The 15,042-nt window shown below is 31.4% G+C and carries 10 protein-coding genes; 3 read left to right on the top strand and 7 right to left on the bottom strand.

Features of this window, described 5'->3' with window-relative positions; translation table 11 throughout:
* Positions 1–5: 5 nt before the first annotated feature.
* The 4 genes from ACSIGE_RS06470 to ACSIGE_RS06455 all read right to left on the bottom strand — a co-directional run bounded on the left by ACSIGE_RS06470 (position 6) and on the right by ACSIGE_RS06455 (position 2,796).
* Complete coding sequence (locus tag ACSIGE_RS06470) at positions 6–506, bottom strand: cupin domain-containing protein (protein ID WP_440881951.1); 501 nt, start codon at positions 504–506, stop codon at positions 6–8.
* Entirely contained in the window at positions 496–663 is a 168-nt protein-coding gene (locus ACSIGE_RS06465; RefSeq protein ID WP_440881950.1) for a hypothetical protein, read from the bottom strand. The genes ACSIGE_RS06470 and ACSIGE_RS06465 overlap by 11 nt, the downstream gene beginning before the upstream one ends.
* Positions 656–2,101, bottom strand: a complete 1,446-nt coding sequence (locus ACSIGE_RS06460) for a sodium:solute symporter (RefSeq protein ID WP_440881949.1) — start codon at positions 2,099–2,101, stop codon at positions 656–658. Before ACSIGE_RS06460 ends, ACSIGE_RS06465 begins: the two co-directional genes overlap by 8 nt.
* Before the next feature lie 62 nt (positions 2,102–2,163).
* On the bottom strand, positions 2,164–2,796 hold the full coding sequence (locus tag ACSIGE_RS06455; RefSeq protein ID WP_440881948.1) for an NAD(P)H-dependent oxidoreductase: 633 nt from the start codon (positions 2,794–2,796) through the stop codon (positions 2,164–2,166).
* Between the two features lie 164 nt (positions 2,797–2,960).
* Here ACSIGE_RS06455 and ACSIGE_RS06450 point away from each other — a divergent pair, with 164 nt between their 5' ends.
* The gene (locus ACSIGE_RS06450; RefSeq protein ID WP_440881947.1) at positions 2,961–4,238 is read left to right on the top strand and encodes a DUF2851 family protein; all 1,278 of its coding nucleotides are present in this window, start codon (positions 2,961–2,963) and stop codon (positions 4,236–4,238) included.
* A gap of 49 nt (positions 4,239–4,287) precedes the next feature.
* Here the strand turns inward: ACSIGE_RS06450 and ACSIGE_RS06445 are convergent, their stop codons facing one another.
* From ACSIGE_RS06445 to ACSIGE_RS06435, 3 genes are all read right to left on the bottom strand, one after another.
* A complete protein-coding gene (locus ACSIGE_RS06445; protein ID WP_440881946.1) occupies positions 4,288–6,741 on the bottom strand; it encodes an alpha-ketoacid dehydrogenase subunit alpha/beta in 2,454 nt (817 codons plus the stop codon).
* Positions 6,742–6,939: 198 nt separating this feature from the next.
* Positions 6,940–9,753, bottom strand: a complete 2,814-nt coding sequence (locus ACSIGE_RS06440) for an aminopeptidase (RefSeq protein ID WP_440881945.1) — start codon at positions 9,751–9,753, stop codon at positions 6,940–6,942.
* Positions 9,754–9,817: 64 nt separating this feature from the next.
* Positions 9,818–10,528, bottom strand: coding sequence for a TIGR00730 family Rossman fold protein (locus ACSIGE_RS06435; protein WP_440881944.1), 711 nt, complete (start codon positions 10,526–10,528; stop codon positions 9,818–9,820).
* Positions 10,529–11,058: 530 nt separating this feature from the next.
* Between ACSIGE_RS06435 and ACSIGE_RS06430 the strand changes: the two genes are divergently transcribed.
* Entirely contained in the window at positions 11,059–13,578 is a 2,520-nt protein-coding gene (locus ACSIGE_RS06430) for a hypothetical protein (RefSeq protein WP_440881943.1), read from the top strand.
* 28 nt (positions 13,579–13,606) lie between these two features.
* Complete coding sequence (locus ACSIGE_RS06425; protein WP_440881942.1) at positions 13,607–14,998, top strand: hypothetical protein; 1,392 nt, start codon at positions 13,607–13,609, stop codon at positions 14,996–14,998.
* Positions 14,999–15,042: the final 44 nt, after the last annotated feature.

Here is a 15,042-nt window from a genome sequence, read left to right as displayed (position 1 = left end):
ATTTTTTAATGATGTGTAAGTCTAGTAATAATATCCTTGTGCTTTGGGAATAATTCAATCAGTTCTTTTCTTTTCGGCAAAATGAAATCATTAAAATCGAATCCAGGGGCAACAGTACAACCAGTAAATGAATAGGAGTCGCTATTGATTACTTCTGCAGCAAACCAATAACCAGCAGGAACAACAAACTGCGGTGTTTCATTAGCTTCTATATTATTACCTATTATAATGAACGAATAGGCTCCTTGGGGAGAAATCATATGCAGTTTTAATGAACTCCCTCTGTAAAAGTGCCATATTTCATCTTGGTTTATTTTATGAAAAGCAGAAAATTTTTCAGAAGTCAATAAGAAATAAATTGAGGTGCTGAAGTTCCTGTTTCCTTGGAATTTATTAGGTAAATTTTTGTTTTCAATTATTCCTTCACTTCTGTAGGTCTCTCTAAAATAGCCTCCTTCTGGATGTTCAGTTAAATCAAATTTAGATATTAGTTGTTCAGTTGTCATTTATAGTATTGTTTGGTTCGTTAGCTTTTTTTATAATGGCTTTGAGTCTTTCTTTTCTTTGTAGCTTTTCTGATTTTAGCTTATTTGCTTTTTGTTTCATTAACCTACTATGTTTTGCTTTGTTTGCAGTATTTTTTTCTTTTCCTTTTTTACTCATTTGAATACTGTTTTTGAATACTTAATAAACCTAAAAATGTTAGTGTTCCATTGAGAATTAAAATAAAAAAGCCAAAATCAAAATTTAAATATATTTTACTATAATCACTAATAAGATAGGTGAGAAATGGAGAAATCAAGCAAATGAAAGGAACTAAATTATCTTTAATTTTTAACTTAGTAAATAAACCGAAAGCATATAGTCCTAGTAAAGGACCGTAGGTGTAGCCAGCAAACTGAAATATTTTAGCAATTACGCTTTCATCTGCAATAAAGTATTTAAAAATAAGAATGGTAGCAGCTAGAATAAAAGAAAAGATGATATGAATTCTTTTTCGAATTCTTATTTGTTCTTTCTCGTCCTCTTTTTTATCAATTTCTAAAATATCGATACTGAAAGAGGTCGTTAATGAGGTTAACGCACTATCAGCACTTGAATAGGCGGCAGCAATAAGACCTAGTAGAAAAAATAAAGACGTTGTAACACCAAGTTTACCACTCATGGCCACAAGCGGGAACAATTGATCTTTGTGAGCATCTATTTTGATGGCTTGCGCATAGTCGGTCAGTAAAACACCTAAAGAAAGGAAAAAGAAATTCACGATGACAAGAACTATGGTGAACCAAAACATATTTTTCTGAGCATCTTTTAAGTTTCGACAAGTCAGGTTTTTTTGCATCATATCTTGATCTAATCCTGTCATAACAATAGCTATAAAAGCACCTGAAAAGAATTGTTTCCAAAAGTAATTACCAGCTTTAATGTCGTCAAAAAAGAATATTTTAGATAGTTTGTTTTCGGATACATATGCGAATAAATCATCTATTTGTAACTCTCTTGAAATCATTGCAATACAAACTCCTACAGAAATTAACATGAATAGTGTTTGCAAAGTATCTGTCCATACAATGGTTTTTATACCTCCTTTAAAAGTATAAAGCCATATCAACAAAATGGTAATGATCACGGTAATCCAAAAAGGAATTTCATAGGTGTCAAACAAAATCAATTGTAACACATTTGCAACTAGAAACAACCGAAAAGAAGCTCCAATTACTCTTGATAGTAGGAAAAAAGAAGCACCAGTTTTATAAGAAAATGTACCAAAGCGATCTCCTAAATAAGTGTATATAGAGGTTAGGTTTAAACGATAATAAAGAGGAAGAAGAATGAGACCAATAACGGTATAACCAATAACATAGCCAAAAACCATCTGCATGTAGCTCATTTGTTGTCCTTCGACCCAACCAGGAACTGAAATAAAGGTAACTCCAGAGAGCGACGCACCAATCATTCCAAAAGCTACTAAATACCACGGTGATGAATTGTTAGCTTTAAAAAAAGTTGAATTATTTGCAGACTTTCCAGTAAAAAAGGAAATTCCGATTAGTACGCCAAAATATCCAAGTATTAATAAAATTATATGAATTGATTGCATATAGCAGAATTACAAGTTATGAATAACGAATTTACTAAATTTGTAATTCATTTATAATCATATTATAAATCAATAATAATATCTTCTGGTTTTTTTCTAACTTTTTGTAAATCTTTCATAAAGCAATCCTCAGCTCTAATGCCAACAGCAAGTATTAATACAGATTTTAAATTTAAACTATCCAGACCAAGAACCTCGTCGTATTTCTCTGGAGAAAAACCTTCCATAGGACAAGAGTCTATTTTTTCATTAGCAGCAACAGTCATTAGGTTTCCTAATGCTAAATAAGCCTGGTTTTTCATCCAATGAAAAAGTTCATCAGCTGTTTTGCTTGAAATACTATTTGATAACATTTTTTTAAAGGGCTCAATTATATTATCTGGAGTATTTCTTATCTCTTTGACTAATTTAAAGTATTCATCAACTTCTTTAGTTGATATTTGTTTAGGTACCGTTATAATAAATAAATGAGAAGCTTGACCAATTTGTTGTTGATTCCACGAATGTTTAACTAGTTGAGCTTGTATTTTTTTATTACTAAGGACAACTAGTTTATAAGGTTGCAAACCATAAGAGGTTGCAGTTAGGTTAAAAGCATCTTTTAAGATATTGATTTTTTCTTCTGGAAGAATTTTACTGTCATCGAATTTTTTTACGGCATAACGCCATTTTAAATTTTCAATAATATTACTCATTTACATAGTATTTGGTTTCTTAAAAAGAATTCAGATTTTTTAAATGCTACCATAAAAGTATTGCAAATAATAGTGATTTTCTAGTTTTTGCAAGGGAAATTATTTTTTTTTGTTTTTTTTGTTTTTAAATTGTTGTTTTTTAGTAATTTGACTCGTAAAAAACTATGAGGGAAGAATTACTACATTTTTTGTGGAACAATAAATTTTTTTGTACCAGAAAATTAAAAATTAATTCTAATGAAAATTTAGAAATTATTAATACAGGATCATGGAATAATAATAGTGGCCCTGACTTTTTAAATGCCCAAATCTATTTAGATAACCAATTATGGGTAGGAAATATTGAAATACATGTAAAATCTTCTGATTGGTATACTCATCAACATGAATTGGATACTAACTATGATGCTGTAATTCTCCATGTTGTTTGGGAGTATGATGTCGATGTCTTTATGAAAAACCAGAAGCTACTTCCAATCTTAGAGTTAAAAACAGTTATAGAGCCTAGAATTTTGAGGATTTACGAAAAACTGATGCGTAAAGAAAATAAATGGATTCATTGTCAGAATTCTCTTTATGAAGTTGGAGATTTTATTTTTAATAATTGGCTCGAAAGACTCTATTTTGAAAGACTAGAAAGAAAAACTATAGCCATACGTAGGCTGCTTTTACAAACTAATAATGATTATGAAGCTGTATTATTTTATTTAATTGCAAAAGGTTTTGGTTTAAAGGTAAATAGCGAAGCTTTTTTAAAATTAGTGATGTCTTTTCCATTCAAAGTTTTAAAAAAAGTAAGATATAGTAATTTGCAACTCTCAGCATTGTTTTTTGGTCAGGCAGGTTTTCTTGAAGCTAATAAAGATGAAGTTTATTACAATAGGTTAAAAAAGGAATATAGTTATATTAAAATAAAGTATGGTTTAAAGCCAATGAAATGTGAATATTTTGAGTTTTTTAGAGTTCGGCCACTTAATTTTCCTACAATTCGAATAGCTCAGTTAGTAGCTTTAGCTCATAAGCATTCCAATATGTTTTCCAAACTCATTAAAATGGATGATGTTGACAGTATTTATCGTTTTTTTTCTGTGGAGTTAGACGACTTTTGGAAAGAACACTATACATTTGATACCTCAAGAAAAAAAAGGGATAGGTCGATTTCAAAATCTTTAGTAAATTCATTGATTATCAATGCTATTGTGCCTATAAGGTTTGTTTTTATGGAAGAAAAAGGATGTTCGGATATAGAGCAATTACTTTATGTTTTAAATCAAATAGAAATAGAAAAAAATGTCATTGTTTCGAAGTTTTCTGAAATTCGTACTTTCGAAAAAAGGGCATTAAGTTCTCAAGCCTTAATTGAGTTAAAAACAAACTATTGTGATCATTCCAAATGTCTCAAATGTGCTATTGGTAACCATATACTTAAAAAAGAAGCATAAAGGTTAAATAAAAATTTTAATTTATAAAACTATAATCACTTCTTTTTGTTTAGTAAATTGCTCTAAATTTATTTGGATTTGCTTCATGCATGATCTCATAAACTTTTTCAAAAACATCTTCAGCTGAAGGTTTTGAAAAATAGTCTCCATCGGTCCCGTATGCAGGTCGGTGCTCTTTTGCAGTCAGAGTGACTGGTTTACTATCCAAATATTGATAAGCATTCTGTTTTTCTAAAATTTCTTGCAATAAATATGCAGAAGCTCCACCAGGAACATCTTCATCAACAATTAGTAGCCTATTTGTTTTTGCTATAGATTTAACAGTATCATGATGAATATCAAAAGGCAATAAACTTTGAGCATCTATTACTTCTGCATTAATTCCAACTTGTGCAAGATCTTTAACTGCTTCGTCAACAATTCTTAATGTCGATCCATAAGAAATAATAGTTATATCTGTTCCTTTTTTAGTTACTTCAACCACACCAATAGGTGTAGTAAACTCTCCTAGGTTACTTGGGAGGTTTTCTTTTAAACGGTATCCATTTAGGCACTCAATAACTAAAGCAGGGTCGTCCCCTTTTAACAGCGTATTGTAAAAACCAGCAGCTTTTGTCATGTTTCTTGGTACTAGTACATGTATTCCTCTAACATTATTTATAATTCCTCCCATAGGCGAGCCAGCGTGCCAAATTCCTTCTAACCTGTGTCCTCTTGTTCTTATTATTAGAGGAGCTTTTTGTTTTCCGAAACTTCTATAATGTAGCGTTGCAAGATCATCACTAATTATTTGAAGGGCATACAATAAGTAGTCTAGATATTGAATTTCCGCAATAGGTCTTAGTCCACGCATAGCCATTCCAATACCTTGGCCTAAAATAGTAGCTTCCCTTATACCCGTATCCGATACACGCATTTCACCAAATTTTTCCTGTAAGCCTTCTAGACCTTGATTAACATCACCAATATATCCAGCATCTTCACCAAAGATTAGGAGTTCAGGATGTTTTTTTAGAGCAGCTTCAAAATTATCACGCATGATTATTCTAGCATCTACTAGTTTTTCTTCTACCGTGAATTTTGGTTTAATTTCAGGAAATTTAATTGGAGAGTTTTCTGTTTCACTTAAAAGTAAAGAAGAATATTTGTAATGAGCTGTTTCTAAGGAAGATTTAATGAATTTTTGAAGTTCTGATTTTTCACTTATACTTTCATCTCTTAAGTATCTTAATGCTTTTCTGGTAGTACTTAAGACATCTTTACGAATTGGTTCGTTTATTGTTTCAAGATCATCTTTTAGTTTAGTAATAAAAGTTCCATTACTACTTTTTTCTGAGGCTTTTTTAAGAATAGAAATAGCAGTTTTAGCTTCTTTTTTAATTTCTTCTGTAAAAGCAGTCCAAGCATCTCTTTTGGCTTTTGAAACATCTTTTTTTGCATTCTTATCTATATTGATTAATTCTTCCTCAGAATCAACTAGTCTCAAGACATTACCATTTTCATCTTGTAGTTCGAATTCAAGAATCCATTTACGCATTTTAGTAATGCAGTCATATTCTTGTTCCCATTTTAGTCTTTCTTTTGTTTTGTATCTTTCGTGAGATCCAGAGGTAGAGTGCCCTTGTGGTTGGGTTAATTCTTTAACATGAATTAGAACGGGGCAATGCTCTTCTCTAGCTATTTTTGCTGCTGTGTTATAAGTATCTATTAATTTTACATAATCCCAGCCATTGATAACAAAAATTTCATATCCTTTTTGTTTCTTGTCACGTTGAAACCCTTTGAGTATCTCTGAGATGCTCTCTTTTGTTGTTTGATGCTTTGCATGTACTGAAATGCCGTATTCATCATCCCATACACTCATTACTATTGGAACTTGCAATACACCTGCGGCATTTATAGTTTCAAAAAAAAGTCCTTCACTTGTACTAGCATTCCCGATAGTTCCCCAAGCAATTTCATTTCCTTTGTTCGAAAATAAAGTATTGTTTTTTAGTTCCTTAACGTTTCTGTATATTTTTGAGGCCTGAGCTAAGCCAAGTAAGCGAGGCATTTGCCCAGCAGTAGGAGAAATATCCGAAGAAGAGTTTTTTTGCTTAGTTAGGTTTTTCCAATTTCCGTTTTCGTCCAGTGAATGTGTAGCAAAATGTCCCCCCATTTGACGTCCTGCAGACATTGGATCAGCTTTAATATCAGTATGTGCATACAATCCAGCAAAAAACTGTTGAGGCGTGAGCTCTCCGATTGCCATCATAAAGGTTTGGTCTCGATAATAACCTGAACGAAAGTCTCCATTTTTGAAAGCTTTTGCCATCGCTATTTGAGGAACTTCCTTACCGTCACCAAAAATCCCGAATTTAGCTTTACCAGTTAAAACTTCTCTTCTGCCTAATAGGCTACATTCTCTGCTTATACGAGCAATTCGATAGTCATTTAAAACCTCGTTTTTAAAATCGACAAAAGAAAGTTTTTGGTTATTAGCTAGTTCAGTGTTTTCTGTCATGATAAGTCAAAATTATGGGTGAGAATACAAAGATAGCTTTTTTAATTGAATTTTAAAAATACATCTTTTTATTAAGGATAATTCAAAAATAAGAGGATATTTAGTGTTTTATTGAGTAATTTTCAATTTTAAGGGGGTTGTGAGCAAGTCGTAATATGAAAGATTCTAGTATTAAGTTAGTTTTAAAGGGTTAATAGTCTACAGAATACCCCTTCTAATGAAGTTATAGATTCGATCAAGATTAGTTGTAATGACAAATTTTACTTTAGTAGGGTAAGCAGATTTACTAATTTCCCAACCTTGATTTGAATATATAGGAAAATAGAATTCAAATATATTGGGAATAAAATTAAGCCTAATACCGTTTTCGTAATAAAATTTTGGATTGCTAGTTTTATTTTTTAACACAGCAAAATCATTATATACTTCAAACCATTTCCATAAACTTACGCTCGTATTTGCAGCGAGTATAAATTGATTTGCCGTTTGTGGCTCAAGATAAGTAGATTTGAAGCCAGCATCTGATATTATAAATTGCTGGCTAAAAAGACCAGAACTCTCTGAACGACCAAAAAGATTTTGTTCAAATAAGTAGTCAGAGCTTCTATTTAGTCCGAAACTAAAATAATCACCAACAGACTTATTAGACAGGAAAAAACCTCCAAAAAGTCTTAAGTCAAAACTTCTTTCATCATCGAAAAATTTTAAATAACGAATATCAGTTGAAAATTTTGTAAAATTATTAGCAAGTTCAAAGTTAACAGCATATTGAAGCCGTTCAATTATGTTTGGGTTATTGTAAATATATCTAAAATTTAAAACTTTATACCGATCCTGTTCTGTAATAGGGTTTTCTACCGGAATTGCTTTTTTGATGTAAAAAAGACGAGAGGTTAACGTTTTTGACCCAACATCACGTAATGTTTTTCTTCTGAATGACACACTTATATATGGTGTGAAAGTATTATAACTTAGTTCAGGAGCATAATGAAAATTACTTCCATTTATACCATATCTGATTCTATATATTGAAGAGGTTTCAAGAAAATGGTTGTATGCAATGGAAAATGCACCTGTGAAATTTTTACTACGAGTACTGTAATTAGGTGTAAGCGTAAAGTCCAAATTATGAGGTATAATTGGTTGATTTTTTAATCTTACACCCAATATTATTCCATCATATAAGTTATATTTTACATCAGGATAATAGAAAATTTGGTTGTAATAAGGGTCTTCAGCGTCTTGAAAAAAGCGAAATTGAAGAGGTTTGTTTATTAATTTATTATTTGTTTTTCTGAAATTATCCAGAGAATTATGCTCAGGATAGGTGTTTTCATAGTTAAGTGCAAGTTTGTTGTAGTTGCCTTTTTTTATCGATATTGTTTTGCTTTTTTTTATACTCGGAATCCATTGTTTGAATTTTATTTGTTTTTTGTTGATCCCGTAAAGTGCAACTGGAGCTGGAAAATTTCTTTTATTTTTGATGGTTACTTTTAAAGAGTCTTTAGATTCTTTAACAGATGTAATTTTATAATCAATTTTTTTAGCCGTTGTTAAATAATCTCCGGTAAACCAATTAAGATCTTTTTGGGTGTTTTTTTTAAGTATAGTTAAAAAATCGGAAGAAGAGCTCAGTTTTAAATGATTTCTATATAAAAAAGTTCTTATGGACTTTTGAAGAATATTATCATCCAAATAATCCTTTAAATATCTAAAACCTAGTCCAGATTTGTATTTGCTAACCACTTTTCTGTTGAAGTTAGATAGAGAATCGGCAGGGGTTTTCAGAGGCTGATCATAAAATTTTCGAGCACTAAATTGATAGATGAAAGGAAATTTATCATTCTGTTTGAGTTTACTTAAATTGTAATTTTTTATGGGCCAGTAATTAGAATATTTACCTAATATAGTTACGTTAGGGTAGTATTCTTTTAAATATTCCATCATTAAAAATGTTTCTAATCCATCTATAAACCAGTAATCTTCTCTTTTATTATGAATCAGAATATCATTGACATATTTAGAGCTTAAGGAGTGAAAAAAGTTGATGTCCCATCTGAAATTTAAGGGAAAAGGCTTAAGCCAACTAGGTAGTCCGTATAATTCTCGAAGGGTGTTTTTGTTAATGGATATTCTATCGACAAATATTTCGTTGTGAGGATGTTTTCCTAAATATTTTTCTATAAACTCAATTTGTTTAGTAATTATTTTTTCTGAATCTTCAATTGTTATTTTTTTATCAAAAGCATCGGTTTTTACTTCTTGGGTTTTGGTTTTTAGTGATTTAAATCTATTTCGAGAATCGATACTTAAGATAATGTCTTTTTTTTCTTTACCAACAAGTTGATACATTATTGAATTTTCTTGATTGGTTTTGTATTGATATAGATTACTTTCAATGTGGTATTTTTTTGGAATCTTAATTTTTATATTGTAATTAGCGATATCTTCATACAAATCATCCATATTTAGGTTACTCATTAAATGCCATTTTTCATTATAAACAGCAGGGACAATTTGCCAAAAGCGAAGATGATAGCCTGTTTTTGTTTTTCCATAACCAGTGAATTTTGAGTCAGGAACTTTTAAAGAATAAAATAACGAAATAGTAATGCTGTCTTTTGGATGTAAAGGTTTATTAAGTGTAAGTTCAAGAATATCCTGTTGTTTCGGAAGTTCTCTGAAATTTATGGGCTGGTAATTAATCGTTAGGTTTTTAATTTTAGAATAACCTCTTTCTTTTTTTTTGGAAAAATAAAAGTTTTTTTTATAGTCTTCAACAAATCTTTTACCTAAGGGAGTGCTATTATTTGAAAAGCTGTTCCCCCAATTATGGAGATATACTTTATTAAGAATGTCTTTTGAATTATTTTTATAAATAATTTTTTGTTGTATTTCAAAAGTATGGGTGCTATCTATTAAGACGATGTTGGTGAAAATCTCATTTGCTTGAGAGAATAGACTCTTTGTTAATAGAGAAAAAATTAAAAATGTAAGAAGCCTATTCGTCATGTTTTAAGGGTAAAAAGCTCATTCTCATTTGAGATGAGAATGAGTTTAAATATAGAATATTTTTCTAAAAATTTGGTTTTAATTGGTATTTGTCGTAAAACTTATTGAAATGCTCAACAGCTTCATCAGCAGAATCGACGAGTCTAAATAAATTTAAATCTTCAGGACTTACATTACCTTCTTCAATTAACATGTTTTTAATCCAATCAATTAACCCTCCCCAAAATTTTTTGCCGACAAGAACAATAGGAAACCTTCCTATTTTTTTTGTTTGGATTAATGTTATGGCTTCAAATAATTCGTCTAAAGTTCCAAAACCTCCTGGCATTACAACAAAACCTTGCGAGTATTTTACAAACATCACTTTTCTGACAAAGAAATAATCGAAGTCTAAACTTTTTCCAGGATCTATCCATGGGTTGTCGTGTTGTTCAAATGGAAGTTCTATATTAAGTCCAACAGAGATTCCTTTTCCCCTATTGGCACCTTTATTTCCTGCTTCCATTATTCCTGGTCCCCCTCCAGTAATAACACCAAAACCATTTTGTGTTAATTTATATGCTACTTCTTCTGCAAGTGCATAATAGGGGTGTTCGGGTTTGGTTCTTGCTGATCCAAAAATTGAAACACAAGGACCTATTTTGCTTAATTTTTCATAACCATCAACAAATTCAGCCATGATCTTGAAAATAGCCCATGAATCATTTGTTTTTATTTCATTCCAAGTTTTTTGCTGTAACTTTTCTCTTATTTTTCTGTCATCATTTGGAATCATATTCAAATCTTTTTATTGTTAAGTCTTCCCAAAAAGGAAGCTTGCTAATTTAACTGTTTTTATTGTTTTAAATTAAAAAAAGAGGTTAAAAACTTTTTAAATTAATGAGTTCGAAACGAAAATGTTAAAAGGGGTAGATCTTACTTATTCTTAGCTGATTTGAAAGGTTTAGTAAATTAGCAACACTAAAATAGTATGATAATAACTAAGGACTTTTTAAAAAAAACCTTCTAAATAAAATAGATAAATATCAAAAGTAAATTAGTCTTTCTGAAGAGTGTTTCAAAATATTGCGCTTTATTTGTTAAAAAAAATGTTAAAATTTTAAAAAAAAATGTTAAATTTGCCAACCTGTTCTTTAGAAGTCCCCCAAAAAAATCTTTAAAATAGAGTTATTTTATTAAAGTAGCATTGTATAAATGTAAGAGAGTTTATGTTGTTGATAGATAGGTGTTTTAAAGTTGGTTTACAGGCCTTTCATCAAAAAAGTAATAAAATCTCTTTTGAACTAAATATTAATTATGGGGGGTATGGTAAAGAAAATTTCATTTTTTATTTTTATTGGGGTATTCAATTTTCAAAGCATTTTAGGTCAGTTTGTTGTAGGTGCATCACGCATAGACAATGCGGCACAGTTTGAAGTGGTATCAACAAACAAAGGGGTGTTGTTGCCTAGGGTTCAATTAACAGGGACAAATGATGTAACAACAGTTAATAATGTGTCAATAGGCTCAAAAGAGAGTTTATTGGTTTATAATACGGCTACGGCGAACGATGTTATTCCAGGGTATTATTACTGGGATAAAAACAAGTGGATTCCGTTAATTGGAACAGATAATCAGAATTTAACATTGTCAGGAAATAATTTAAGTATTGTAGGAGGAAATTCTGTTTCACTTTCTTCTTTAGATACCGATAATCAGATACTTTCACTTTCGGGAACAAATCTTGCTATTCAAGGTGGAAATACAGTTAACCTAAATCCTTTAAAAGACAACTTAGGGAATCATACTGCAACAACTACCTTACAAATGTCAAAGCAGAAAATAGCAAATGTAGGTCATATTGAATTTGCAGCAGGAGGAGGTGCGAGAGAAGGGTATATCGGAAACGATAATAACAATATGCAATATGTTGCGGAGCAAGGAGCTCACTTGTTTCAAGGAGGAAACGTAGGAGTTGGGATTGCTCCATCGTTTAAATTACATGTAAATGGAAGAACAAAGCTCGATGGTGCTGATGCAGGGACTTGGATTGAAGCAGGTGCAAATGATTGGTTCTTAGGGAGAGAGAATGCTAGTTTTCGTTTGTGGAATAATGGTAATAAATTTAATTTAACGCCCTCAGGGAATTTGTGGACTGCTGGAACTACTACTATAGGTAATTTAGCTGCTGTCTCGGGATCTACTTATGCAACAGTAACAGAAAATGATGGAACTCTAAGGAAACAATCTTGGCAGAGTGTTAAGGATTGGATAGTGGGTGAGGTGCCATCATCGGCAGATAATTTAGGGAATCACAATGCGACAACAAGATTATGGATGAGTGGGAATGAAATTCAAGGAGCAGGAAGCAATACTTTGATAAATGGAGTGGAAGTAGGTCAAGTAGGTCATGGAGGTTCTTGGCTTGGTTTAGCAAATAAAAATCAAGCGACTAAATCGGGATATGCGTTAATCCAAAATAATGTAGGACAAACATTGCTAAATACTCAGAGTGGTCAAAAAATAGGCTTTAGAGTGGCGAATACTGAGAAAATGACAATGACTTCTAATGGTAATTTTGGTGTTGGAGTAATTTCTCCATCTGCAAAATTAGATGTAAATGGAAATGTGAGAATCAGATCAATCGCAGGTGGTACAACATCAGACCAGGTAGTTACTGTTGATGCTAATGGAAATGTTAAAAAAGTAGCAATGTCAACAGTTGGAGGGCAAGGAAACACAGATAACCAATCGTTAAGTTTATCAGGCACAACTTTGTCTATTAATCGTGGAAATGCAGTAAACTTAAATTCTTTAAAAGACAACTTAGGAAATCATACAGCAATAACAACTTTGCAAATGTCAAAGCAAAAAATAGCGAATGTTGGCCATATAGAGTTTGCTTCCGGAAGCGGGGCGAGAGAGGGGTATATTGGAAATGATAACAATAATATGCAATATGTTGCAGAACAAGGTTCTCATGTGTTTGGAGGAGGTAATGTTGGTGTCGGAATTAGCCCATCCTTTAAACTTCACGTTTCAGATAGAATGAAAATGGATGGGGTAGCTGCAGGAACATGGATTGAAGCTGGAGCGAACGATTGGTTTTTAGGTCGTAATAGTTCAGACTTAAGAATTTATAATAATGGTGATAGAGTTACCTTTAAACCAAATGGAAATGTAGGAATTGGAACGTCTAATCCTTCATCTAAGTTAACTGTTGCAGGTAACGTGAGGTTTATTTCGAATCGACCTAGTTTATTTTTTGATAGACAAGGAGGGTCTACTTGGCATATGTATGTAACAAATGGAGAGGGGAATATTGATCAAAATGATTTTATTATTAGGAAAAGAGGTGTGTCTGGTAATCCATATATGGTAATTAATGACAAGTCAGGTAATGTTGGTTTTGGTGTTGAAAACACTCAAGGGCATAAAATTAGGGCACTTGGTTCGATCAGAGGAACAAGGTTTGTTTCAGATACAAAAAGTTATCCTGATTATGTTTTTGATCACTATTATGATGGCTCGTCAGAACTAAATGAAAAATATACTTTCCTAAGTTTAGAGGAGGTAGAGGAGTATACTAGACAAAATGGTCATTTACCTGGAGTTTCTTCAATTAGAGATATAAAACGTGAAGGTGGTATAGATATTTCTAGATTAGGTGTTCAAAACCTGGAAAAAATAGAGGAGCTATATCTTCATATTATAGAATTAAATAAGACCATAAATTCATTAAAAGAAGAAAATGAGGAGTTAAGCAATAAACTTAATTCTGAAATGACTCAAATGAACGACCGTATTGACCAACTTTCTAAATTGGTTAAGAAATCTTCAAAGTAATAGTAATAATTTTTAAATTAATTTCTATATGGAAGATCGATTAACAATAAAATTAAAGATGTCAAGGAAGAAGGTAAGAGGTATTATTTTTTTATTCTTTGTTGTGCTTGCTTTAATTTGTGAAGAGGGGAGTGCTCAACAAAATGTGGTATCAAACAAGAGTAGAAATGAGGGGGTCTCTGCTTCCTATGATGAGTTATTAGTAAGTTCAACAGGTAACTTGATTAATAATGGAGAAATGTTTATTTATAATGATTTGAGTAATGAAGGTGAAATATCTTTTGAAACCCAATCTTCGGTATTCAATTTTAAAGGTCAAGTGTCGCAAAAAGTTGCGGGAACAGGTAATTCTTTATTTAGCAATGTACTTTTTGATAATGCAAGTGAGAAAGCTCCTTTTTCAATTGAGAAGAACATTGTCCTTAAAGGAAATGTAGATTTTTCCGATGGAATTATATCTTATTCAAATGATGGACTTATGATTTTTGATGAATCATCTACAGTGCAAAATGTTTCAGGGGAAAGTTTTGTTGAAGATAGAGTTCGTAAAAAAGGAAATCAAGAATTTGTATTTCCTATTGGAGATAACAGAGCTACAAATTATGTGTATCGAAAACTTAAAATGGAAGCACCATCAAGTACTTCTTCAGTAGTAGATGCTCAATATTTATGGGAAAACCCAGGAAGAGTTTATAGTGCTAGTTTAAAGGAGGATAGAATTGAGGTTATTGATAATGAGGAGTATTGGGTTGTTGATGATTTTAATGGAAATACTTTACCTAATTTAACATTTTATTGGAATTTAGCTACTACACCATCGTCAATTCTAACTTCAGATTTCCTTGATAGGATTATTGTTGCTAGATGGGACGGGGGAAAATGGATACAGGAAGAAATAGTAAATATTGATGTGGCAAGTTCTTCTATAAAAATAAAACCATCAGGAGATGGAGTTTTCACTTTTGCCTTATTAAAAACAGTATTACCAGACTATTCTCCGACACTTTTAACCAATAAAACGCAGATAAATGGTAGTAAAGGAGTTATTGATTTTGTAATTCTTGTAGCCGAGTCCAATGGGGAGAATTCAAACGGAGTTAATCCTGTAGAAGTAAGAATACCAGATAGCAAGCGTTTTCGTTTTTCTTTTAATGATCAATTAACGAGCCTTAATGGGCATGAACTAAATAATTTTAATTGGATATATAAGTTAGAGAATGGATTACACAAATTTACTCATAAAGATATATTCATTGGAAAAAGTGTTGAGAAAATTGGGGTAAATGCCATTTTTATTTCTCCTGAAAATTCAAAAGGAGAAGTTCCTCTTAAGGTTACAATAAAGGCTGATTCAGGTGGCCAAGAAAATAGAGGAAATGACAACGATCAAGATATTTTAAAATATAGCAACAAAAAATGATTTTCCCAGATGTATATTAGTTTAAAGCTTATAAAAACAATGTT

The sequence above is a fragment of the Tenacibaculum profundi genome (assembly GCF_052050075.1).
Classification (GTDB): Bacteria; Bacteroidota; Bacteroidia; order Flavobacteriales; family Flavobacteriaceae; genus Polaribacter.
The sequence above is the reverse complement of the archived record's forward strand: the minus strand, read 5'-3'. Positions and strand labels throughout refer to the sequence as shown.